We start from the raw sequence: 22,165 nt of genomic DNA, 5'->3' as shown, positions 1-22,165 counted from the left end.
TTACGGGAGCAGATCCCCCCGCGGCGGCTCAGCGGCTCAGTACGTCCCGTGGCGGTCGTTGTAGTAGCCCTGCGGGTACTGCTGGTACGTCTCGTCCGAGTAGCCGTAGGGCACGGGCGGCTGCTCGGGGGGCGGGGGCGGCGTCGCGCCCGCGTCGCGCTGCTGGGGGACCCACACACCGCCGGGCGGGGTCTCGGGGACGTCTGCGTAGTCGGTGTAGTACGACGGCTGCTGCTGGGGCGGCTGCCCCTGCGTCGGATAGCCGTAGCCGCCGTAGCCGTCGTCGGAGCCGGCGGGGTAATCGCCGCCGCCGTAGCCGTTGTTGAAGTTCCCGCCGTTGAAGTCCCCGTTGCCATAGCCCCCGTTGAGGTGATCGCCGCTGCCGTAGTCGCCGTATCCGTAGTCGTAGGACGGCTGTTGCTGCTGTGCGGCGGCGGGGACGGGCGCCGGCTCGCCCTGGTGGTCGTAGCCGAGGTAGGGGTCCGCGTACGCGGCGTACTGCTGGGGCTCGGCCTGGTAGTGGGCCGGGGCCTGGAGGGACGCGTCCTGGTAGGGGGACGGCTCCTGGAAGGACGGATCCTGGTGCGGGGTCTGGAGGTCGCCGTAGGCGTACGCCTGGGTCTCCTCGGCGGCGCCGTAGCCCTGGTACTCAGGGGCGGGCTGGTTGTTCTCCGCGTGGTATCCGGCGTTGCCGTAATCGTCGACCGGGTCGGGGACCGGGACGGTGCCGGGGGCGTAGGTCTGGAGGTCGGAGACCTCCAGGGAGGGGTCGGCCGCCCTCCCCCCGCCGGTGCGGCGCCGCCGGCTGGAGCCCGGCCGTCCGCCGATGGCCCAGCCGGTGGAGAAGCCTTGCCGGTAGGAGAGGGTCACAAAGGTCTGGCCCGTGGCGAAGGCCGCGATGCCGATGCCGATCACGACCACCGAGGGCAGGACGGCCCCCACCACGACGCCGAGGAAGCCCACGAAGGCCAGCAGCCGGTAGCGGAGCCGGGCCTTGAACTGGAACAGCACCTCGCCCAGCAGCCACAGCGCCACAATGCCGAACGCGATATAGAGGACCGTCCAGCCCATCTACGCCCCTCTTCCCGCTGCTCGCCGCATTCGGGGCGGCAGTCGGCTCAGTGCCTCGCGCGGAGGCCGAGATTCTGGTGGATTTCCAGCGTCGCCGTGGAGTGGTTGAGCGTAATGAAGTGGAGCCCGGGGACGCCCTCGGCCATCAGCCTCGCACACAACTCCGTGGCGTATTCAATCCCGACCGAGCGTACAGCCGCGGGATCGTCCTGGACCGCCTGGAGGCGCTCTGCCATCTCCCGCGGGATGGTCGCGTTGCTGAGCTGCGCGAACCGCTCGATCTGCCGCACGTTCGTGACGGGCATGATCTCCGGGATGATGGGCGTTTGGCAACCGGCGGCCACGGCCTTGTCCCGCAGCCGCAGATAGTCCTCGGCCTGGAAGAACATCTGAGTGATCGCGTAATCCGCGCCGGACCTGCACTTGTTCACGAAGTGCCGGATGTCCGTTTCCCAGTCGTCCGAGCGCGGGTGCATCTCGGGGAAGGCCGCGACACCGACGCAGAAGTCTCCCGACTCCTTGATCAGCTCGACGAGTTCGGAGGCGTAGCTGATCCCCTCCGGGTGCTTGACCCAGTCCCCCAGCGGGTCGCCGGGCGGGTCGCCCCGGATGGCGAGCACGTTGCGGATGCCCGCGTCGGCGTACTGCCCGATGACGTTGCGCAGCTCGGCCCGCGAGTGGTTCACGGCGGTGAGGTGCGCCACGGGGGTCAGCGTGGTCTCGGTGGCGATGCGCTCGGTGTTGCGTACGGTGCCCTCACGGGAGGAGCCGCCCGCGCCGTAGGTCACCGACACGAACGTCGGTGAGACCGCTTCGATCCGGCGCAGCGCGTCCCACAAGGTCCGCTCGCCCTTTTCGGTCTTCGGTGCGAAAAACTCGAAGGAGAAGGACTGCTCTCCGCTCGCGAGCAGCTCACGCACGGTCGGCGGACGGTCTGTCCTGGGAGCTGAGATACCGATGGCCATATGTGCAGGCTAGCGGCCTGGCCTGCAGAGTGGCTCAACATGGAGACGTTAAGGGATGATCTGCCCGTTTCCTGGATGGCTGATGTCCACCCTGTGGACAGGGCGGCCACACCGTGTTACGAGGAGGCCCCTTCCGGGTCCGCAAGGGCAGCCTCGCGCAGCCGCTTCGCCAGCCCGGCCGCCGCCGCGCCCGGGTCGTCCGCCTCGGTGAGGGCGCGGACCACGACCACCCTGCGGGCGCCCGCATCCAGCACCTGGTCCAGATTGCCCGCGTCGATCCCGCCGATCGCGAACCACGGACGGGCGGCCGGATCGCCATGGGTACGTGACGCGGTGTGACGGACCAGATCCAGCCCCGGTGCGGGGCGGCCCGGCTTGGTGGGCGTCGGCCAGCAGGGGCCGGTGCAGAAGTAGTCGACGCCGGGCTCGCGCAGCGCCGCGTCCGCCTCGGCCGCCGCGTGGGTGGAGCGGCCGATGAGCACGTCCTCGCCCAGCAGGGCGCGGGCCGCGGGCACGGGGAGGTCGCCCTGGCCCAGGTGCAGGACGTCGGAGTCGGCGGCATGCGCCACATCGGCGCGGTCGTTGACCGCCAGGAGCGCACCGTGCCTGCGGCACGCCTCGGCGAAGACGGCGAGATGCTCCAGCTCCTCGGCCGCCTCCATGCCCTTGTCGCGCAGCTGGACGATGTCGACGCCGCCGGCCAGGACGGCGTCGAGGAACTCGGGGAGGTCGCCTTGCTCCTCACGTGCGCCGGTGCACAGATACAGCCGTGCGCCGCTGAGCCGCTCGCGGGCGGTGGCGGGCGTGCCGCTGGACATGGTGCGTTCCCCCAAGCAGGGGTGCATGGGCCGCACGCGGCCCATGCACCCGGTGGATGTGCGGTTTCGTGGTGCTGGCGTGCTGGTGTGCTGCTGGGTCCCGGCGGAGGGGCTCGCCGTCCGGTCCGGGGCCCGCGCGCTCAGACGGCGAGGGCCTGGGCGCGGCGCTTCACTTCCGTCCCCCGGTTCTCCCGCAGGGCCGACACGGGCGAGCCCGGCAGGGTCTCGTCCTCGGTGAACAGCCACTCCAGCATCTCTTCGTCACTGAACCCGTCGTCCTTCAGGAGCGTGATGGTGCCGGCCAGGCCCTTCACGATTCTGCCTTCGCCGATGAAGGCGGCAGGCACCTGAAGCACCCTGTTCCCCGAGTCGGCCGTGCGCCGCACCGCGAGGAGCTGGCCCTCCTTCACGAGCTGCCGGACGCGGGTCACTTCCACGCCGAGCTTCTCGGCTGCGTCGGGAAGAGTGAGCCAGGTGGGGACGAGAGCATCGGTCTTTGCGTCAATCTCGGTCACGGGTTCCAGAGTGCCATCCCGCGCTGACAGCCACTAGCGCGCCGCCCTCTTCAGAGCGACGGAAGGGTCCGCCACCAGGGCCTTGTCCACCCGTGTGCCCTGCTGGACCAGCTTGCGTCCCTGCGCCAGATCGCGGGGCCGTCCCACGGCCAGCAGCGCGGCCGGCCGGTCCTCGCGCAGCCAGCACACCGACCAGGCGGCGCCATCGGGGGTGCCGCGCCAGATCAGCTCGTCGTCCTCGTCGTGGTGTCCGACGTACTGCACGAAGCGGCCGAACTGCTCCGACCAGAAGTAGGGCACCGGGTCGTAGTCGACGCGCTCGGCCGCGCCGTCCGCGTGTCCCTCGGCCACCAGATTCGCGGCGACCGTGCGCGGCCCCTGGAGCGCGTTGTCCCAGTGGTGCACCAGCAGGCGCTTGCCGTAGCGGGCGGAGGGGAAGGAGGCGCAGTCGCCCACGGCGTGGACGTCGGGCACGGAGGTGCGCAGCCGGGCGTCGGCCACCACGGCCCCGTTGTCGTCCAGCGCGATGCCCGAGCCCGCCAGCCAGCCGGTGGCGGGCCGGGCGCCGATGCCGACGACGACCGCGTCGGCGGGCAGCCGGGTCCCGTCGGCGAGACGCACCTCGCCCCGTCCGCCGGTGGCCACACGGGCGCCGGTGCGCAGTGTCGCGCCCGCCTCCTCGTACCAGGCGCGCATCGGCTCGGAGACCTCGGCGGGCAGCGCGCCGGGCAGCGGTCTGTCCGCCGCCTCCACGACGGTGACGGGGCAGCCGCGCTCGCGCGCCGCCGTGGCGAACTCAGCTCCGATCCAGCCGGCCCCGACGACGACGATCTCGCCGCCCGCCGCCAGCACGGGCCGCAGCCGGCGCGCGTCGTCCAGGGTGCGCAGCAGGTGCACGCCGGGGGCGCCCTCGCTGCCGGGGAGCGCGAGGGGCTCGGCGCCGGTGGCCAGGACGAGGCGGTCGTAGTGGACGGGGCCCGCGTCGGTCTCCAGCAGCCGCTCGGCGGGACGCAGCCCGGTGACGGTCCTGCCCAGCTCCAGCTCGATGCCCAGCGCTTCGAAGTCGACCTCCAGGAGCGGGATCTCGTCCTCCTCGCCCTGGCCGAGCAGGACGGCCTTGGACAGCGGCGGCCTGTCGTACGGGAGGTGCGGCTCGGCGCCCACGATCCGTACCGGGCCGGGCCAGCCGTGCTCGCGCAGTTGCACGGCGGTCTGCACACCCGCCATCCCGGCGCCGACGATCACGGCCCGCTGCTGCTCTTGGCTCTCGCTCACCCGATCACTGTATGACGGTCCGCCCACGGGCCCGCTCGGCCGGGTCCGGGGGCTCGCGGCGCCTCCGGCCCCGGTCCGCGGAACCTGCAACTCCCCTTTACCGGCGGGCGGAGCACGGCAGTAGGCTGGGCCCCGCACATCCGGCAATACGCGGGAGCCCGGCGCACCGGGCTGAGAGGGAGGCTGCCGCGGCCTCCGACCGTCCGAACCTGATCCGGGTCATTCCGGCGAAGGGAGCAGCGGCATCCCCATGCGTGCCACGACATCCAGCACCCGGCCCCGCGCGGGCGCCCCTCCGGCCGACGTGGCTGTCCTCGGCGGCGGCATCATCGGGCTCGTCACCGCCTGGCGCGCGGCCCGGCGCGGGCTGCGCGTCACCGTCGTCGACCCCGAACCCGGCGGCGGGGCCGCGCGGGTGGCGGCCGGAATGCTCGCCGCCGTGACCGAGCTGCACTACGGCGAGGAGACGCTGCTGGCCCTCAACCTGGCCTCCGCCGCCCGCTATCCGGACTTCGTGGCCGAGCTGGAGGAAGCCGCGGGGCTGCCGACCGGATACCGCGCGTGCGGCACCCTCGCGGTCGCCCTGGACGCCGACGACCGCGCGCACCTGCGGGAGCTGCACGCGCTCCAGCAGCGGTGCGGCCTGGACTCGCAGTGGCTGACCGGGCGCGAGTGCCGCCGCCTGGAGCCCTGGCTGGCCCCCTCCGTAAGCGGCGGGGCACGGGTGGACGGCGACCACCAGATCGACCCGCGCCGGCTGGCGGCAGCGCTGCTGCTCGCCTGCGAGCGGGCGGGGGTCACCTTCCGGCGCGCGCGGGCCCTGCGGCTGCTCACCGCGCGAGACCGCGCGACGGGGGTCGCGCTGGAGGACGGCACCGAGCTGCCGGCCGGGCAGACCGTGGTGGCGCTGGGCTCGCGCAGCGGACAGCTGGCGGGCGTGCCGCCCGAGCTGCTGCCGCCGGTGCGCCCGGTGAAGGGCCAGGTGCTGCGGCTCCGGATGCCGGGTGAGTACGGCGCCGACCCGGGCGGCCCCGGCGAGGGCTCCGGCTTCGGCAGGGGCTCCGGATCCGCCGCCCACGGCCCGCTCCTCTCCCGCACGGTCCGGGCCGTGGTGCGCGGTGGGGCGCTCTATCTGGTCCCACGCGGGAACGGCGAGCTGGTCATCGGCGCCACCAGCGAGGAGCTGGGCTGGGACACCACCGTGACCGCGGGCGGCGTGTACGAGCTGCTGCGGGACGCGCACGAACTGGTGCCCGGCATCACCGAGCTGCCGCTGGCCGAGACCAGCGCGGGGCTGCGGCCCGCCTCCCCCGACAACGCGCCCCTGCTCGGCCCCACCGCGCTGGCGGGGCTCCACCTGGCCACCGGTCACTACCGCAACGGCGTGCTGCTCACCCCCGTCACCGGCGAGGTCATGGCCGAGCTGCTGACCTCCGGTGAGCTGCCCGGACAAGCGCGCCCCTTCACCCCCCAGCGCTTCTCTCACCCCCAGGAGCAGCCCGCATGACGTCCTCAGCAGCGGCGGCGCACGTGACCGTCTCCGTCAACGGTGCGGCCCGCGCCGTCCCCGCCGGCCTCACCCTCGACCAGCTCGTGGCCACCCTCACCACGGCGCCCTCCGGCGTCGCGGCGGCCGTCAACGAGGGGGTCGTCCCCCGGGGGCAGTGGGCCGGGACCCGCCTCGGCGAGGGCGACCGTGTGGAAGTTCTGACCGCAGTCCAGGGAGGCTGAGCACAGCGATGGCCGACGATCCGCTGACCATGGGCGACACCACCTTCACCGCACGGCTGATCATGGGCACCGGCGGCGCCCCCAGCCTGGAGGTCCTGGAGCGGGCGCTGCTCGCCTCGGGCACCGAGCTGACCACCGTGGCCATGCGCCGCCTCGACCCGGGTGTGCAGGGCTCGGTCCTCTCGCTGCTGGACAAGCACGGCATCCGCGTCCTGCCGAACACGGCGGGCTGCTACACCGCCGGCGAGGCGGTGCTCACCGCCCGGCTGGCCCGCGAGGCACTGGGCACGGACTGGGTGAAGCTGGAGGTCATCGCCGACGAGCGCACCTTGCTGCCCGACCCCGTCGAGCTGCTGGACGCCGCCGAGACGCTGGTGGACGACGGCTTCACGGTGCTGCCGTACACCAACGACGACCCGGTGCTCGCGCGCAAGCTGGAGGACGTGGGCTGCGCCGCGATCATGCCGCTGGGCTCACCCATCGGCTCCGGGCTCGGCATCCGGAACCCGCACAACTTCCAGCTGATCACCGAGCGGGCCCGGGTGCCCGTGGTGCTGGACGCGGGCGCCGGCACAGCCTCGGACGTGGCGCTCGCCATGGAGCTGGGCTGTGCGGCGGTGATGCTGGCCTCGGCGGTCACCCGGGCCCAGGAGCCGGTGCTCATGGCTGAGGGCATGCGCCACGCGGTCGAGGCCGGGCGCCTCGCGTATCGCGCGGGGCGCATCCCCCGGCGGCACTTCGCCGAGGCGTCGTCGCCTGCCGCCGGGGTCGCCGCGCTGGATCCGGAGCGGCCGGCGTTCGGCTGAGGTGCCCGGGGACGGGCTTTTCACAGCCCGTCCGGCCCTTGAGGACAAAGGGATGTCACCGTTCGGATGCGGTCCAGGCGTAACTCCACCACCGAGCGGCCCGGGCCCCAAACGTCCTCGTAGACTCTGCGCAATGGACACCACCCTCAAGGACCCGCTGGTGGGTCAGGTTCTCGATGGCCGGTACCGCATCGACGCGCGGGTGGCCGTCGGCGGTATGGCGACGGTCTACCGCGCGATGGACACCCGTCTGGACCGCGTGCTGGCCCTGAAGGTGATGCACACCTCTCTGTCCACGGACGAGACGTTCGTGACGCGCTTCATCCGGGAGGCCAAGTCCGCGGCGCGCCTGGCGCACCAGAACGTGGTGGGGGTCTTCGACCAGGGCACGGACGGTACGTACGTCTATCTGGCGATGGAGTACGTCTCCGGGTGCACCCTGCGGGACGTGCTGCGGGACCGCGGCGCGCTCCAGCCCCGCGCGGCGCTGGACGTCCTGGAGCCCGTGCTGGCGGCCCTGGGGGCCGCGCACCGGGCGGGGCTCGTGCACCGGGACATGAAGCCGGAGAACGTCCTCATAGGGGACGACGGCCGGGTGAAGGTCGCCGACTTCGGGCTCGTGCGGGCCGTGGACAGCCAGACGTCCGCGACGACCGACTCGATCCTGGGCACCGTCTCCTACCTCGCGCCGGAGCAGATCGAGGACGGTACGGCGGATACGCGTACGGATCTGTACGCGTGCGGCGTGATGTTCTACGAGATGCTGACCGGCGCCAAGCCGCACTCGGGCGGAACGCCGGCGCAGGTGCTCTACCAGCACCTGAACAAGGACATGCCGCTGCCCTCGGAGTCCGTTCCCGGCATGGCTGCGGCGCTGGACGGGCTGGTCGCCCGCGCCGCTGCCCGCTCTCCGGAGGACCGGCCCGACGACGCGGTGGCGCTGCTGTCGGAGACCCGCGCCGTCCGCGCGGCTTTGACCGACACCCAGCTGGACGCGGTGCCGCCCCAGGCCAAGGAGCAGACGGCGAACGCGGCCGGCGACGCCGAGCCCGGCGACGCCGACGACGCTCACGATGAAGCATCCGGTGCGCTCTCCGGAGCGGCTTCCGGTGAAGCATCCGGTGCGACGGTCAATGACGCGGCGCACGGCGGGAGCGCCGGGGACGCGGCCGAGACGTATGTGATCCCCCGCCCGGCACCGGCCGAGCCCCCTCCTGCCGACCCCAGGGCGGCCGGTGCGGCGACGGGAGCGGGGCCGGTTCCGGACGCGGCGCTGCTGGATCGCACCACGCGGCTCTCCGCGCCCCCGCTGGTGCCGCCCGTCGTGCCCCAGGGGTCCGACAGCGAGGGCGGTGACGGCGAGGTCATGGGGTCCGTCGGCGGCCCCGGCCGCAGGCGCAGGCCGCGCTGGGGGGTGCTGGCCGCGGCGGGAGTGGTGCTCGCGGCGCTGCTCGGCACGGGCATCTGGTACATCAACTCCGGCCAGTTCATCAAGACGCCGCCCGTGCTGGACAAGACCCAGCCCCAGGCCACGAAGGTGCTGGAGGACGCCGGGCTCGACGTGAACGTCGACCGCGACTACAGCGAGCGGGTCAAGCGCGGCCATGTGATCGGCACCGATCCGGATCCGGGCGAGCGCGTCCGCAAATCCGGCAGCGTCACGCTCACCGTCTCGCGCGGGCCCAAGGTCGTGAAGGTCCCCGACCTGAAGGGCACGCCGCTCTCCGACGCCCGCCGCAAGCTGAAGGACGCGGGCCTGGAGCCGGGCGTGGTCAAGCGCCGCTTCGACGAGGAGACCGCGCAGGGCTCCGTCGTCTCCACCGACCCGTCATCCGGTGACGAGCGCCGCCCAGGGGCCGCCGTGGCCCTCACGGTCTCCAAGGGCGAGCCGATCGACATCCCCGACGTGGTCGGGGACGAGGAGGCGGACGCGGCGGACGCGCTGCGCTCGGAGGGCCTGAAGGTCCGTATCGCGGCCAAGCGGGTCTTCTCCGAGGAGGACAAGGGCTCCGTCGCCCGCCAGTCCCCCAAGGAGGGGGCGCGGGCCGCCAAGGGCGACACGGTCACGCTGACCCTCTCCAAGGGCCCCGACATGGTCGAGGTGCCCGATGTGGAGGACAGCAGCGAGGACGATGCCCGGCAGAAGCTGGAGCAGGCGGGCTTCTCCGTCACGGTGCGCCGGGTCTTCTTCGGAGACTCGGTCTTCAACCAGTCCCCCGACAGCGGCGAGAAGGCCCCCCGGGGCTCAGAGGTCACCATCTGGCTCCGCTGACCCCGCCCGTCCCCTGGACGCCGATCCGCCCGCCCTTTGAGCGGGAGGCCCGGATTGCCTCATCCACGTGCTCGACCGGTCACCGTCGGCTCTTCGCCGGCGGTGACCTGCGTTTTCAGGAGCCGAGACGCGGCATGTCCGTCAAGGGCGAATAGTAGCGAAACCTGCACACAAAGCGCGCAGAGCCGGTAACCGTTTGTCGCAAAACCCCCCGCCACATGTGAGCCCGCACATAGGACGCACGTCACCTACGAAAGAAATTAGTGGGGACGACAACTCCCGGCGACCTGGAAAGCAAGGATTTGGGAAGCATGAGCGGAGACCCCACCCACGAATTGGGGTAGTACGTCACATCATTGATTTCCCAAAACGGACCCTTTAACAATTGCCGACGTCGCACGGCGCCGTGAAACAGAACTCGGCGTTTCCACCGGCTTCCCTGCCTCTGCGACGCCAGCGATGGAAAGGTCCGTTCTCCTTATGCCCAGCATCACCGGCTTCACGCTCAGTCCCAAGGCCAAGAAGATTTCCACGATCGGCATCGGCACCGCGGGCGCCGCGGCTCTCGCCCTGACGGTCATCCCCGGCACCGCCGCGCACGGCGACTCCAGCCAGGCTTCGGCCAAGAAGATCTCGGCCCAGGACACCGCGTTCAGCTCCACCTCCTCCTCGGTCCTGCCCAAGCAGGGCAAGGACCTGACCGGCCAGAGCAGCTCCAGCCTCCTCCAGCTCCCCAAGGACGGCAAGAAGGTCGAGAGCGCCGCCAACGCGACCACGACGGCGCAGGCCACCCAGGCCAAGAAGGCCGCCGAGGCGAAGGCGGCGGCAGCCAAGGCCGCGGCCACCAAGAAGGCGCAGGCCGAGGCGAAGGCCGCCAAGGAGCGCGCCGCCAAGCAGGCCGCCAGCCGGTCCGCCAAGCGCGCCGCGGCGCCCACCTACCCGAACAACCTGGACGGCTGGATCCGCGAGGCCCGCGCGATCATGGCCAAGCACGGCATCCCCGGCTCCTACGAGGGCATCAAGCGCAACATCATCCGCGAGTCGGGCGGCGACCCGAAGGCGCAGAACAACTGGGACATCAACGCCCAGAACGGTGTGCCTTCCAAGGGCCTGCTCCAGACCATCCAGCCGACCTTCAACGCATACCACGTGGACGGCACCTCCACGGACATGACCGACCCGGTCGCGAACATCGTCGCCGCCTGCAACTACGCGGCCGACCGGTACGGTTCGATGGACAACGTCAACTCGGCATACTGAGTTCGGCATACTGAGCGGTGTGACCACGAACGAGAAGCAGCGCGCACGCAATCCCATTGGCGGCCATGTTCCCGTAGCCGGGGGCCTGGCCGCCAATGGCATTTCCTATGCCGCCGACATCGGCGCCGAGACCGTCCAGGTCTTCGTCGCCAATCCGCGCGGCTGGGCCACCTCCCCCGGAAATGCGAAGCAGGACGCGGAATTCCAGGAAGCGTGCGCCGAGCAGGAGCTGCCCGCCTATATCCACGCGCCTTATCTCATCAATTTCGGCTCGCACAACGAGGAGACGGCCGCCAAGTCCGTCTCCTCGTTGCGGCATTCACTCCGCCGCGGCCGGGCCATCGGCGCCCGGGGAGTCGTCGTGCACACCGGATCGGCGACCGGCGGCCGGGCGCGGGAGGCCGCGCTCGCCCAGGCGCGTGAACTGATGCTCCCGCTGCTGGAGGAACTGACCCACGACGAGGATCCCTGGCTGCTGCTGGAGCCGACGGCCGGGCAGGGCGCCTCGCTCTGCTCCCAAGTGGCGGACCTGGGCCCCTACTTCGACGTACTGGAGCGCCATCCGCGCCTCGGGGTGTGCCTCGACACCTGCCACGTCTTCGCCGCCGGGCACGATCTGGCGGCCCCCGGCGGGGTGCGGCGCACGCTGGACGAGCTGGAGTCGGTCATAGGCCCGGGACGGCTGCGGCTGATCCACGCCAACGACTCCAAGGACGTCGCAGGCGCGCGCAAGGACCGGCACGCGAACATCGGCTCCGGCCACATCGGCGCCGACCCCTTCAAGGACCTGTTCCGCCACCCCCTGACGGCGGGGGTGCCGCTGGTGATCGAGACGCCCGGCGGCAAGACGGGGCACGCGGCGGACGTGGAGCAGCTGAAGAAGCTTCGCTCTCTTTCCCGGTGCTGAGCAGGGGCTGCCCCTGACTGTGCTTGGCAGAGTGCGGTCCGCTTCGGGCTGGGCGCGCAGTTCCCCGCGCCCCTTCGGGGCTCGCCTGACCCGTGGAATACCCCGAGGGGGTATAGCGTTGCGCGGGACGACGGCAGGATCCGCTCCCTTCCCGGCGAGGTGTCGACGATGACGCAGCACCCCCACGGCCACCACGACGGCCACACCGAGCACAGGGGCCATGGCCCGGTCTCCTGGGCCATGGCCGCGCGGGCCACGCTGCACTGCCTGACCGGCTGCGCGCTGGGCGAGGTGCTGGGCATGGTGATCGGCACGGCCCTGGCCTGGCACAACGCGCCCACGATGGCCGTGGCGATCGTCCTGGCCTTCGCCTTCGGCTACAGCTTCACCATGGCAGCCGTGCTGCGCGCGGGCCTGGATCTGAGGGCCGCCTTCAAGGTGGCGCTCGCCGCCGACACGGTCTCCATCCTGGTCATGGAGCTGATCGACAACGGCGTGGTGCTGGTGGTCCCGGGCGCCATGGACGCCCAGCTGTCGGAGTGGCTGTTCTGGCTCGCGCTGGCCCTCGCGTTCGCGCTCGCGTTCGTGGCCACCACCCCGGTCAACCGCTGGCTGATCGGCAAGGGCAAGGGCCACGCGGTGGTCCACCAGTACCACTGACCGCGCGGCGGCCCACAGCGTACGGCCGCCGGCGTGCGCCGGAGCCCGGGGCTACAGCTCGGGGCCGTCTCCCGGCTCCTCCTGGTAGGAGTAGCGCTGCTCCTGCCAGGGGTCGCCGATGTTGTGGTAGCCGCGCTCCTCCCAGAACCCGCGGCGGTCGGCCGTCATGTACTCGATACCCCTGACCCACTTGGGGCCCTTCCAGGCGTACAGATGGGGTACGACCAGCCGGACGGGGAATCCGTGCTCGGCCGTGAGCAGCTCGCCTGCCCCGTGGGTGGCGAAGACGGCGTTCTCAGCCGCGAAGTCGGACAGCCGCAGGTTGGAGCTGAAGCCGTACTCGGCCCACACCATCACATGGGTGACCTCGGGGGCCGGGGGCGCCAGCTCAAGGACCGTACGGGCGCGTACGCCGCCCCACTCGGCGCCCAGCATGCTGAACTTCGCGACACAGTGGAGGTCGGCCAGCACCGTTTCGTACGGCAGGGCCGAGAACTGCTCGTGGTCCCAGCAGTGCTTGTCGCCGTCCGCCGTGGCGCCGAAGACCCGGAAATCCCACCGCTCGGGCTTGAACTTCGGGACGGGGCCGTAGTGCGTGACCGGCCAGCCTCGCTGGAGCCGCTGCCCGGGCGGAAGCTCCTGTTGCTCCCCTTCGCGGCTTTGCGGCTGACCCATGCCCCCATGGTGACAGACCCCGGGCACTGGTCTTGACCGCCCCTGAGCCCCGCTCCGGGGCGGGCCGCTGCGGAAGGCGGAGCCGCAGCTCACGACCGTGAATTCGGGCAAATTCGGTAAGCCTGCACTTACTGGACCTGGTCGCGGGCGCGGTGCGAGGATGCGCCCTGCGCGCGCACCTCTCTGCTCCGTCGCACGACGATCCATGTGTTCACGCCCCCTGGAAGGAGCCCGCCACCATGCAGGGCGACCCCGAGGTCATCGAGTTCCTCAATGAGCAGCTCACCGCCGAGCTGACCGCGATCAACCAGTACTTCCTGCACGCGAAGATGCAGGATCACCTGGGCTACACGAAGCTCGCCGCGTACACCCGCGCCGAATCCTTCGACGAGATGCGGCACGCGGAGCGGCTGACCGACCGCATCCTGTTCCTGGACGGCCTGCCGAACTACCAGCGGCTCTTCCATGTGCGGGTCGGACAGACAGTCACCGAGATGTTCAAGGCGGACCGGCAGATCGAGGTCGAGGCGATCGACCGGCTGCGGCGCGGCGTCGAGCTGATGCGGGCCAAGGGCGACATCACCTCCGCAAACATCTTCGAGGACATCCTGGCGGACGAGGAGCACCACATCGACTACCTCGACACCCAGCTCGAACTGGTCGAGAAGCTGGGAGAGGCGCTCTACATCGCCCAGCAGATCGAGCAGAAGGCGCCCGACGAGACCTGATGAGATCGCGCCGCAGGGGGCGCGCAAGCGGGACGCGGGAGGGCGGTGGGGCTACGCCGCCACCCGGGCCGCGGCCGGTGTCTCCGCGGGCTCCGGCTTCAGCTCGGCCAGCTCCGCCCCGCTGCTCGGCGCCGATCCCGTCAGCGCCGTCTCGCCCCGCTCCATGGCCGCCCGCCGGGGGCACTGGCCGCGCCCGAGGATGCCCTGGATACTGCGGACGCAGGAGCCGCAGTCCGTGCCGGCCTTGCTCGCGGAGGCAATCTGGCGCGGGGTGCACGCCCCCGCGTCCGCGTGCTCGCGCACCTGCTCCTCGGTGATGCCGAAGCATGAGCAGACGTACACGCGGTTCACCTCCGCTTCCGGTCCGGTCAGTCGTTCTGAGGTTAACCTAACCTTACCCGGCGGAACGTGTCCACATACACGTAGTGGGGCCCGCGTCACAAGGGTGACGCGGGCCCCACTAGTGCGAAACTCACTGGTCGCGGTACATCTCCGCGACGAGGAACGCCAGGTCGAGCGACTGGCTGCGGTTCAGGCGCGGGTCGCAGGCCGTCTCGTAGCGCTGGTGCAGGTCGTCGACGAAGATCTCGTCGCCGCCGCCCACGCACTCGGTCACATCGTCGCCCGTCAGCTCCATGTGGATGCCGCCGGGGTGGGTGCCCAGGCCCTTGTGGACCTCGAAGAAGCCCTTGACCTCGTCCAGCACGTCGTCGAAGCGCCGGGTCTTGTGCCCGCTGGCCGCCTCGAAGGTGTTGCCGTGCATCGGGTCGCAGACCCAGGCGACCTGCGCGCCGGAGGCTGTGACCTTCTCCACCAGCTCCGGCAGCCGGTCCCGGATCTTGTCGGCGCCCATCCGCGTGATGAACGTCAGACGGCCGGGCTCGCGGTCCGGGTCGAGCCGCTCGATGAGCGCGAGCGCCTCCTCCGAGGTCGTCGTCGGGCCGAGCTTGACGCCGACCGGGTTGCGGACCCGGGAGGCGAACTCGATGTGCGCGCCGTCCAGCTGGCGGGTGCGCTCGCCGATCCAGATCATGTGCCCGGAGACGTCGTAGAGGTTGCCGCTGCGCGAGTCGACGCGGGTGAGCGCCGATTCGTAGTCGAGCAGCAGCGCCTCGTGCGAGGAGTAGAACTCGACCGTCTTGAGCTCTTCGGGATCGGTGCCGCAGGCGTGCATGAACTTCATCGCCTGGTCGATCTCGCGGGCCAGCGCCTCGTAGCGCTGCCCGGAGGGGCTCGACTTGACGAAATCCTGGTTCCAGGCGTGGACCTGGCGCAGGTCGGCGTAGCCGCCGGTGGTGAAGGCGCGCACCAGGTTCAGCGTGGAGGCCGAGGCGTGGTACATCCGCTTCAGCCGCTCGGGGTCCGGCCTGCGGGTCTCCTCGGTGAACTCGAAGCCGTTGACCGAGTCGCCCCGGTAGACCGGCAGGGTCACCCCGTCGCGGGTCTCGGTCGGCTTGGAGCGGGGCTTGCTGTACTGACCCGCGATCCGGCCGACCTTGACGACGGGCACGGAGCCCGCGTAGGTCAGCACCGCGCCCATCTGGAGGAGCGTCTTCAGCTTGTTGCGGATGTGCTCGGCGCTGACCTGGTCGAACGCCTCCGCGCAGTCGCCGCCCTGGAGCAGGAACGCCTCGCCGCGCGCGACCGAACCCAGCCGGGCACGCAACTGGTCGCACTCGCCCGCGAAGACGAGCGGCGGATAGGACTCCAGCTCCGCGAGGGCGTCGCGCAGAGCCTGGTGGTCCGGCCAGTCGGGCTGCTGCGCTGCGGGCAGATCTCGCCAGGTGTGGTCAGCGGCTTCGGGGTGGGCGTTCACAGTCACGCGTCCAAGGTTACGGCGTCGCCGCGGGTACCCGTCCCCCTGACCGGCATGCGAGATCAGGCTCACGGCACGCGAGGCCCGGCTCACGGCAGGTGGATGCCGGCGCCGGGCCCCAGCGGCAGGTCGGCCAGATAGAAGATGCCCAGGACGGCGAGCCAGGCGGCGAGGAAGGGCACGGTGAAGACGGCCAGCCGGGAGAGCAGGGTGCCCAGCTGTGCCTGGGGCTCGTAGCGGCGCAGCAGCGCGAGCGCGAGGAACAGGTACGGGTTCATCGGCGTGATCATCTGGGTCGCGGAGTCGCCGATGCGGAAGGCCGCCTGGGTCACCGCGGGCTCCAGGCCCAGCAGCATGAACGTCGGCACGAAGACCGGCGCCATCAGGGACCACAGCGCCGAGCCGGAGGTGATGAACAGGTTGAGGACGCAGACCAGCAGGACGAACAGCAACAGTCCGGTGAAGCCGGTCAGCCCGGCGGCCTTGAGCAGCGAGGCGCCCTTGACGGCCAGCAGGGTGCCGGCGTTGGACCACTCGAAGAGCCCGATCACCTGGCTGATCACGAAGATCAGGACGATGTAGCCGGACATTCCGGTGACCGACTGGGCCATGATCTTCGGGACGTCGTCGGCGCTGCGCAGCGTCCGCACGGTGACGCCGTAGACCGCGCCGCCCAGCAGGAACGCCACGAACAGGATCGGCACCACCCCGTCGAGCACCGGCGAGGGGACGAGCGCGCCGCCCTCACCGCGCAGCGGGCTGCCGGGTATCAGCCAGGCGGTCACCACGGCCGCCCCGTAGAGGGCGACGGACAGCAGCGCGAACAGCAGTCCGCGCTTCTCCCGCGCGCTGACGGCGGTGCTGACCCCGGCGGCCTGCGCGGCTCCGGGCACAGCGGCGCCGGACTTCGGCGCTTCGCCGTCCTTGCCCGGGTCCGCGCCGGTGCCCTGGTCCGCGCCGGTGCCCGGCGCCGCTGCCTCGTCCGTGTCCGGGTCGGTGACCCCGTCGCCCGTGGGTTCGGGCAGCCGGGGCTCCAGGACGCGACTGGTCAAGAAGCCGCCGAGGAGGGCGAGGAGGACGCTGGCTGTCGAGGTGTAGAAGTAGTTGACCAGGATGTGGGTCTCGACCCCGCCGACGTCGGGCAGCACGGCGGCTGCCTTCTCGGTGATGCCGACGTAGAGCGCGTCCAGGGCGCCGATGGTGAAGCCCGCCGCGTATCCGGCGCACACGCAGGCGAATGCGCCGATGAGTCCGGCGACCGGGTTGCGGCCCGCGGCCTTGAAGGCGAGCGCGGCCAGCGGCGGGATCACGATGATGGCGATGTCGCTCATCAGGTGGGCCTGGCAGGCGATGAAGGCGACCGCGTAGGGCAGCAGCCGGGCGGGCGCGCGGGCGATGGAGATGCGGACGGCGGCCTCCAGCAGCCCCGTCCGCTCCGCGACGCCGACGGCCATCATCATCAGCAGCACCGTGCCCAGCGAGGGGAAGCCGGTGAAGTTGGGTATCAGGTTGGCCAGCAGCCATCTGATGCCCTCGCCCGTGAGGAGGCCGTGCACCTGGAGCGTCTTGTCGGCGCCCGGCACCCGTACGGTCACCCCGGCGGCGGCCAGCACGGTCGTGGTCACCGCGAGGAGGGCGAAGAGCGCGGTGAACAGGTAGAAGGGGTGCGGCAGCCGGTTGCCGCCGCGCTCGATCAGCCCCAGCATCCGGTCCAGCAGGGCGCCCCCGGGGGCGGTGGCGGCGGGGGTGGTGCGGGTCGTCTTGGCCATCGTCGTGTCCTCTACTCGCCGGGCGCCGGGGACGGCGGGCCGGGCACGGCGGACGGCGCCCCGGCGGGCAGCACGTCGGCGGGCAGTTCGTCGGGCAGCAGGCTCTTGCGCACGGTGCCGCGCTGGAGGACGGCGACGACGCGGGCCGGGTCGGCGAGCAGCGAGATGTCCGCCAGCGGATCGCCGTCGCACACCACCAGGTCCGCGTCCTTGCCCGCCGTCAGGGTGCCGATCCGTTCGGAGAGGCCGAGGAGCTCCGCCGCGCTGCTGGTGCCCGCCGTGATGGCGGCCAGCGGGGACATGCCGAGGGCGACCAGGTGGGTCAGCTCGCGCAGATTGCGACCGTGCGGGCACATCGCGGCGTCGGTGCCCATCGCGATCCGTACGCCGTCGGCGATGGCGGCGGCGATGTTCTCCTTGGTGATGCCGGACCAGCGGATCTTCTTCTCGTAGTGGTACGGCTCCATGGTCGACTTGTCGATACCGTCGAAGACCGTGGAGAGGGTCGGTACGACGAAGGTGCCGCGCTCGCCGGCCAGTTCGCGGGCCCGCGCGTCCAGCCCGTAGCCGTGCTCGACGCTGGTCACACCGCCCCGGACGGCGTTGAGGATGCCCGCCGTGCCCTGGGCGTGTGCCGCGACGGGGCGTCCGCCGTGCCGGGAGACCTCGTCGACGACGGTGCGGATCTCCTCCTCGCTCAGGCCCTCGTCGTCGGGCTGGTCGTGGGGGCTGCCCATGCCGCCGGTCGCGCACAGCTTGATGACGTCGGCGCCCTCGCGCAGCAGCCGGCGCACTCCGATCCGCACCTGGTCGGGGGTGTCCACGATCTCGCCGATGCCGTCGCTGAGGTCCAGGCCGCACGGGGTGCTGAAGTCGGCGTGGCCGCCGGTGTGGCCCATGATCCGTACGGCGGTGTGGAGGCGGGGCCCGGCGGTCAGCCCCTCGGCCTGCGCCGTGCGGAACCCGGCCGGGATACCGCCCAGGTCGCGGGCCGTGGTGACGCCCGCGTCGAGCGTCTTGCGCATCCGCTCGGCGGTGCGGAAGACCCGCAGGGTCGGGTCCTCCTGGAAGCGGCGGGCCACATCGGCGGGGGACCCGGCGCCGAAGTGGACGTGGGTGTCGATGAAGCCCGGCAGCACGGTACGGCCCCGCAGGTCGACGGTGCGCACACCGGGCGCCGTGCCGGGCTCGCCCGCGGCGCGCCCGGCGTAGGCGAGGGTGCCGTCCTCGTCGATGTGGATCACACCGTCGTCCACGGGCAGCGCACCGGTGCCGTCGATGAGGCGGGCGCCGACGATCCTGAGAGCGGCAGTGGTCACGGAGGGCTCCTTGGGTGGGCGATCTGAGGACGGGACTGAGCTGGAGATACGGTCAGTTATCTGTATGACAGAGCTGTGAAATCGCCGGAAGATGTCATCCGCGCTCAACAGCCGCAGGATTCGGAAAGGGCTTACAGATGCAGGGATCTGCCGCCGGTGCCGCGAGTGGGGGCGATCTCGACGAGCTGGACCGGGCGCTCGTCCACGCCCTCCAGATCAGGCCCCGGGCGCCCTGGTCGCTGATCGGCCCGGTGCTGGGCGTCGACCCGGTCACCGCGGCCCGCCGCTGGAAGCGGCTGAGCGCGGAGGGGATCGCCTGGGTCGACGGCTACCTCTCCCCCGCGTACGACCACGCCGTGCACGCGCACGTCGAGATCGTCACCGACGGCGCGCTCCTGGCCGGGATCGCGACGGTCCTCGCCGACGATCCGGAGGTCCTGAGCCTCAAGCAGACCTCGGGCTCGCGCGATCTGCTGGCGATCGTCGTCGCGCGCGACCTGGGGCGGCTGGTGGACTACGTCACCGAGCGGGTGTGCCGCGTCCCCGGCGTCCGCACGACCCGCATCCACGTGATCACGATGGCGCCGTTCGAGGGCAACAAATGGCGGCTGCGGGCGCTCACCCCCGCGCAGCGGGCCCGGCTGACGGAGCCCGAGCGGGAGCGGACGGCGGCACCTGTGGGGCAGCTGAGTCCGCTCGATCACCGGATCGCCGTGGCGCTGGGCCGGGACGGGCGCCTGCCGCTCAACGAGCTGGCCGCGCACACCGGCACCAGCGTGGCCACCGTGCGGCGCAGGCTCCGGACACTGGTCGACAGCGGGCGGCTGTCCATGCGGTGCACGGTGGCCCGGCCGCTGTCGGGCTACCCCGTCTCGGCGGTCTACTTCGCCTCCGTCCCGGCCGAACACCTGGACGCCGCGACGCGCGCCCTGCGGACCCTGCCCGAGCTGCGGCTGTGCACGGTCACGGCGGGGCCGCACAACCTGATCCTCGACATGTGGCTGCGTGCCCTGCCGGATGTGCACGCGCTGGAGGTCCACCTAGCCCGGGAGCTGAGCGGGCTCTCGCTGCGGGTGAACGAGCGCGCCGTGGTGCTGCGTACGGTCAAGCACGTCGGCCGGGTGCTGGACAGACGGGGCTTCGGGGTGAAGGCGGTGCCGATGGACCTCGGGCAGGACGCGGGGCCGCACGCGAGCGCGACGGCCCCCGGGGAGGACGCGAGCGCGCCGGTCCCCGGAGCGGAGTAGCCGTCCAGCCGCCCAGCCGTCCGCCGAGGGGCCACGCCCGCCAGGGCATCCGCTATGGTGGCCCGCATGCACACGCTGTCGACCATGAACTGGTGGTGGCCCGCTTCCCAGGCGGCCCACCCCGACGCGCGTATGCACTGAGCACGCTCAGACCACCGCGACAGGCCGCCCGAGGGGCGGCCTTTTTCGTGTGTGCGGCCGTTCCTCTCCCGTATCGAGACGGAAGGAACCGCCCCATGTCCCGTCCCATGTCCCGCCCCACCCCCGTCCCCACCCGCGACGACGCCCCGCCCGCTTCCCAGCCCTCACCCCGCGCGCTGATCGAGGCGCTGGCCCGCGACGAAGCCCCGCCCTTCGCGCTGCTGCGCAGGTCCGGGCCCGGCCGGGACCCGGAGACCGTCGAGGTGCTGACCGGCCCCGTGCGCGAGGTGGAGCGGCTCGCCGACATCCCCGTCAGCCTGGAGGGCGAAGCGGGGGCGCTCGCGCTGGTGCCGTTCCGCCAGATCCAGGAGCGCGGCTTCGGCGCGCGCGACGACGGCACTCCCCTGTCGGTGCTGCTGCCCCAGGAGCGGCACGAACTGCCGCTGGACGCCGCGCTGGAGGCGCTGCCCGGCCACCGGGTGCACGTCGAAGAGGGCGCGTTCGACGTGGCGGACGGCGCCTACGAGGAGATCGTGCGCCGGGTCGTGGCGGACGAGATCGGCGCGGGCGAGGGCGCCAACTTCGTCATCCGGCGCGATTACGAGGGCCGTATCCCCGGCTTCTCCCGCGCCGACGCGCTGGCGCTCTTCGGCCGCCTGCTGCGCGGGGAGCAGGGCGCCTACTGGACGTTCGTCGTGCACACCGGCGAGCGCGTGCTGGTGGGCGCGAGTCCCGAGGCGCATGTACGCATGAGCGGGGGCACCGTCGTGATGAACCCCATCAGCGGCACCTACCGCTATCCCCCGCAGGGTCCGGACGTGGCGGGGCTGCTGGATTTCCTGGCCGACCGCAAGGAGAGCGAGGAGCTGTCCATGGTGGTCGACGAGGAACTGAAGATGATGTGCACCGTCGGCGACGAGGGCGGGGTCGTGGTCGGGCCCCGGCTCAAGGAGATGGCGCACCTGGCGCACACCGAGTACGAGCTGCGCGGGCGCAGCACCCTGGATGTGCGCGAGGTGCTGCGCGAGACGATGTTCGCCGCGACCGTCACCGGCTCGCCCGTGGAGAACGCCTGCCGGGTGATCGAGCGCCACGAGCCGCGCGGGCGGGGCTACTACGCGGGCGCGCTGGCGCTGATCGGGCACGACTCGGGCGGCGCCCAGACGCTCGACTCCCCCATCCTCATCCGCACGGCCGACATCGACGCGGCCAGTGGCAGGCTGCGCGTCTCCGTCGGTGCCACGCTCGTACGGGCGTCCGACCCGGCGAGCGAGGTCGCCGAGACCCATGCGAAGGCCGCCGGTGTGCTGACCGCGCTGGGCGTACGGGAAGCACCGGCGCGGCCCTCGGGCGGGCCGCGCCCGAAGCTGGCCGACGACCCCCGGGTGCAGGCCGCTCTGGAGGGGCGGCGCGCGGGGCTGGCCCCGTTCTGGCTGCGGATGCGGGTGGGTCAGCGGCCCGTACGCGGGGCAGCAGCCGGGGTGGGGACGGGTGCCGGGGCCGGCCCGGAGGCCGCGGCTCCGGGGCGCGAGGTGCTGGTCGTGGACGGCGAGGACACCTTCACCTCGATGCTGGCCCATCTGCTGCGCTCGACGGGGCACGCCGTGCGGGTGCGGCGCTATGACGAACCGGACCTGTACGAGACCGCGTTGTCCCACGCGGGCCCGGTCGTGCTGGGACCGGGGCCAGGCGACCCGCGCGAGGGTGCCGACCCCAAGATGCGCTTCTTGCGCGGGCTGGCCGCCGCGCTGGTGCGCGCCCGGCGGCAGCCGCTGCTGGGCGTCTGCCTCGGCCACGAGCTGCTCGCCGCCGAGCTGGGTGTGGACCTGGTGCGCAAGGAAAAGCCGTACCAGGGCGCGCAGGAGCGGATCGACCTGTTCGGACGGCCCGAGACGGTCGGCTTCTACAACTCCTACACCGCCCGCTGCGACGAGGAGACCGCCGGCGAACTCGCCCTGCACGGCGTGGAGCTGAGCAGGGACCCGGTCACCGGCGAGGTGCACGCGCTGCGCGGGCCAGGCTTCGCGGGGGTGCAGTTCCACCCCGAATCGGTGCTGACGCTGGACGGGGTGAACGTCACCGCGCGGCTGCTGGCCACGCTCGACGACCCGGTCCCGGCTGCCCCGCCCGGTCCGACTGCCCCGCTCCTGCCCGACCTGGACTGACCAGGACGTTCGCGTGGGTGCGACG

Annotated in this window: 20 protein-coding genes and 1 riboswitch; of the genes, 10 read left to right on the top strand and 10 right to left on the bottom strand. The window is 72.0% G+C overall.

The window, feature by feature from the left end:
- Positions 1-36: 36 nt before the first annotated feature.
- From OHB04_RS31055 to OHB04_RS31035, 5 genes are all read right to left on the bottom strand, one after another.
- Entirely contained in the window at positions 37-1,071 is a 1,035-nt protein-coding gene (locus OHB04_RS31055) for a hypothetical protein (RefSeq protein ID WP_326690942.1), read from the bottom strand.
- A 47-nt stretch (positions 1,072-1,118) separates the two neighbouring features.
- Positions 1,119-2,036 (bottom strand): methylenetetrahydrofolate reductase [NAD(P)H], encoded by a 918-nt coding sequence (metF, locus tag OHB04_RS31050; protein ID WP_326690941.1) that lies wholly within the window; start codon positions 2,034-2,036, stop codon positions 1,119-1,121.
- A gap of 116 nt (positions 2,037-2,152) precedes the next feature.
- On the bottom strand, positions 2,153-2,854 hold the full coding sequence (gene thiE, locus OHB04_RS31045) for a thiamine phosphate synthase (protein WP_326808755.1): 702 nt from the start codon (positions 2,852-2,854) through the stop codon (positions 2,153-2,155).
- 140 nt (positions 2,855-2,994) lie between these two features.
- On the bottom strand, positions 2,995-3,369 hold the full coding sequence (locus tag OHB04_RS31040) for an Rv2175c family DNA-binding protein (protein WP_326690939.1): 375 nt from the start codon (positions 3,367-3,369) through the stop codon (positions 2,995-2,997).
- Positions 3,370-3,402: 33 nt separating this feature from the next.
- Positions 3,403-4,644, bottom strand: coding sequence for an NAD(P)/FAD-dependent oxidoreductase (locus OHB04_RS31035; protein ID WP_442814992.1), 1,242 nt, complete (start codon positions 4,642-4,644; stop codon positions 3,403-3,405).
- A gap of 140 nt (positions 4,645-4,784) precedes the next feature.
- Positions 4,785-4,897: riboswitch (TPP riboswitch) on the top strand.
- On the opposite strand from OHB04_RS31035, the gene OHB04_RS31030 reads away from it, so the two are divergent.
- From OHB04_RS31030 to OHB04_RS31000, 7 genes are all read left to right on the top strand, one after another.
- Positions 4,895-6,151 carry a glycine oxidase ThiO gene (locus OHB04_RS31030; RefSeq protein ID WP_326808754.1) on the top strand — a complete coding sequence of 419 codons (1,257 nt, stop codon included), beginning with the start codon at positions 4,895-4,897 and terminating at the stop codon, positions 6,149-6,151. Its footprint overlaps the riboswitch before it by 3 nt.
- Entirely contained in the window at positions 6,148-6,375 is a 228-nt protein-coding gene (gene thiS / locus OHB04_RS31025) for a sulfur carrier protein ThiS (RefSeq protein WP_326690937.1), read from the top strand. Before OHB04_RS31030 ends, thiS begins: the two co-directional genes overlap by 4 nt.
- 8 nt (positions 6,376-6,383) lie before the next feature.
- On the top strand, positions 6,384-7,181 hold the full coding sequence (locus OHB04_RS31020; RefSeq protein ID WP_326690936.1) for a thiazole synthase: 798 nt from the start codon (positions 6,384-6,386) through the stop codon (positions 7,179-7,181).
- 133 nt (positions 7,182-7,314) lie between these two features.
- Entirely contained in the window at positions 7,315-9,453 is a 2,139-nt protein-coding gene (locus OHB04_RS31015) for a Stk1 family PASTA domain-containing Ser/Thr kinase (RefSeq protein WP_326808753.1), read from the top strand.
- 480 nt (positions 9,454-9,933) lie between these two features.
- A complete protein-coding gene (locus OHB04_RS31010; protein ID WP_326690934.1) occupies positions 9,934-10,713 on the top strand; it encodes a transglycosylase SLT domain-containing protein in 780 nt (259 codons plus the stop codon).
- Positions 10,714-10,732: 19 nt separating this feature from the next.
- Positions 10,733-11,620 carry a deoxyribonuclease IV gene (locus OHB04_RS31005; protein ID WP_326690933.1) on the top strand — a complete coding sequence of 296 codons (888 nt, stop codon included), beginning with the start codon at positions 10,733-10,735 and terminating at the stop codon, positions 11,618-11,620.
- A 168-nt stretch (positions 11,621-11,788) separates the two neighbouring features.
- Entirely contained in the window at positions 11,789-12,280 is a 492-nt protein-coding gene (locus OHB04_RS31000; protein WP_326808752.1) for a DUF4396 domain-containing protein, read from the top strand.
- A gap of 51 nt (positions 12,281-12,331) precedes the next feature.
- Here the strand turns inward: OHB04_RS31000 and OHB04_RS30995 are convergent, their stop codons facing one another.
- Positions 12,332-12,955: a sulfite oxidase-like oxidoreductase gene (locus tag OHB04_RS30995; protein WP_326690932.1), complete on the bottom strand. Its 624-nt coding sequence runs from the start codon at positions 12,953-12,955 to the stop codon at positions 12,332-12,334.
- Positions 12,956-13,194: 239 nt separating this feature from the next.
- On the opposite strand from OHB04_RS30995, the gene bfr reads away from it, so the two are divergent.
- Complete coding sequence (bfr, locus tag OHB04_RS30990; RefSeq protein ID WP_326690931.1) at positions 13,195-13,683, top strand: bacterioferritin; 489 nt, start codon at positions 13,195-13,197, stop codon at positions 13,681-13,683.
- 51 nt (positions 13,684-13,734) lie between these two features.
- On the opposite strand, the gene OHB04_RS30985 is transcribed toward bfr, so the two are convergent.
- The 4 genes from OHB04_RS30985 to OHB04_RS30970 form a co-directional block, all read right to left on the bottom strand.
- Positions 13,735-14,034, bottom strand: a complete 300-nt coding sequence (locus OHB04_RS30985) for a (2Fe-2S)-binding protein (protein ID WP_326808751.1) — start codon at positions 14,032-14,034, stop codon at positions 13,735-13,737.
- 121 nt (positions 14,035-14,155) lie between these two features.
- Positions 14,156-15,505 carry a class II 3-deoxy-7-phosphoheptulonate synthase gene (locus OHB04_RS30980; RefSeq protein ID WP_405803243.1) on the bottom strand — a complete coding sequence of 450 codons (1,350 nt, stop codon included), beginning with the start codon at positions 15,503-15,505 and terminating at the stop codon, positions 14,156-14,158.
- A gap of 83 nt (positions 15,506-15,588) precedes the next feature.
- A complete protein-coding gene (locus OHB04_RS30975; RefSeq protein WP_326808750.1) occupies positions 15,589-17,268 on the bottom strand; it encodes an AbgT family transporter in 1,680 nt (559 codons plus the stop codon).
- A gap of 11 nt (positions 17,269-17,279) precedes the next feature.
- On the bottom strand, positions 17,280-18,587 hold the full coding sequence (locus tag OHB04_RS30970; RefSeq protein WP_326690928.1) for a metal-dependent hydrolase family protein: 1,308 nt from the start codon (positions 18,585-18,587) through the stop codon (positions 17,280-17,282).
- Positions 18,588-18,724: 137 nt separating this feature from the next.
- Between OHB04_RS30970 and OHB04_RS30965 the strand changes: the two genes are divergently transcribed.
- A complete protein-coding gene (locus tag OHB04_RS30965) occupies positions 18,725-19,834 on the top strand; it encodes an Lrp/AsnC family transcriptional regulator (protein ID WP_326808749.1) in 1,110 nt (369 codons plus the stop codon).
- A 236-nt stretch (positions 19,835-20,070) separates the two neighbouring features.
- Positions 20,071-22,140: an anthranilate synthase family protein gene (locus OHB04_RS30960; protein WP_326808748.1), complete on the top strand. Its 2,070-nt coding sequence runs from the start codon at positions 20,071-20,073 to the stop codon at positions 22,138-22,140.
- Positions 22,141-22,165: the final 25 nt, after the last annotated feature.

The organism is Streptomyces sp. NBC_01775 (assembly GCF_035917675.1).
Lineage (GTDB): Bacteria > Actinomycetota > Actinomycetes > Streptomycetales > Streptomycetaceae > Streptomyces.
The sequence above is the reverse complement of the archived record's forward strand: the minus strand, read 5'-3'. Positions and strand labels throughout refer to the sequence as shown.

Excerpts from the sequence above, each read along its gene's own strand:
- OHB04_RS31055 (WP_326690942.1), bottom strand. The coding sequence starts at position 1,071 with ATGGGCTGGACGGTCCTCTATATCGCGTTCGGCATTGTGGCGCTGTGG.
- metF (WP_326690941.1), bottom strand. The coding sequence starts at position 2,036 with ATGGCCATCGGTATCTCAGCTCCCAGGACAGACCGTCCGCCGACCGTG.
- thiE (WP_326808755.1), bottom strand. The coding sequence starts at position 2,854 with ATGTCCAGCGGCACGCCCGCCACCGCCCGCGAGCGGCTCAGCGGCGCA.
- OHB04_RS31030 (WP_326808754.1), top strand. The coding sequence starts at position 4,895 with ATGCGTGCCACGACATCCAGCACCCGGCCCCGCGCGGGCGCCCCTCCG.
- thiS (WP_326690937.1), top strand. The coding sequence starts at position 6,148 with ATGACGTCCTCAGCAGCGGCGGCGCACGTGACCGTCTCCGTCAACGGT.
- OHB04_RS31020 (WP_326690936.1), top strand. The coding sequence starts at position 6,384 with ATGGCCGACGATCCGCTGACCATGGGCGACACCACCTTCACCGCACGG.
- OHB04_RS31015 (WP_326808753.1), top strand. The coding sequence starts at position 7,315 with ATGGACACCACCCTCAAGGACCCGCTGGTGGGTCAGGTTCTCGATGGC.
- OHB04_RS31010 (WP_326690934.1), top strand. The coding sequence starts at position 9,934 with ATGCCCAGCATCACCGGCTTCACGCTCAGTCCCAAGGCCAAGAAGATT.
- OHB04_RS31000 (WP_326808752.1), top strand. The coding sequence starts at position 11,789 with ATGACGCAGCACCCCCACGGCCACCACGACGGCCACACCGAGCACAGG.
- OHB04_RS30995 (WP_326690932.1), bottom strand. The coding sequence starts at position 12,955 with ATGGGTCAGCCGCAAAGCCGCGAAGGGGAGCAACAGGAGCTTCCGCCC.
- bfr (WP_326690931.1), top strand. The coding sequence starts at position 13,195 with ATGCAGGGCGACCCCGAGGTCATCGAGTTCCTCAATGAGCAGCTCACC.
- OHB04_RS30975 (WP_326808750.1), bottom strand. The coding sequence starts at position 17,268 with ATGGCCAAGACGACCCGCACCACCCCCGCCGCCACCGCCCCCGGGGGC.
- OHB04_RS30965 (WP_326808749.1), top strand. The coding sequence starts at position 18,725 with ATGCAGGGATCTGCCGCCGGTGCCGCGAGTGGGGGCGATCTCGACGAG.
- OHB04_RS30960 (WP_326808748.1), top strand. The coding sequence starts at position 20,071 with ATGTCCCGTCCCATGTCCCGCCCCACCCCCGTCCCCACCCGCGACGAC.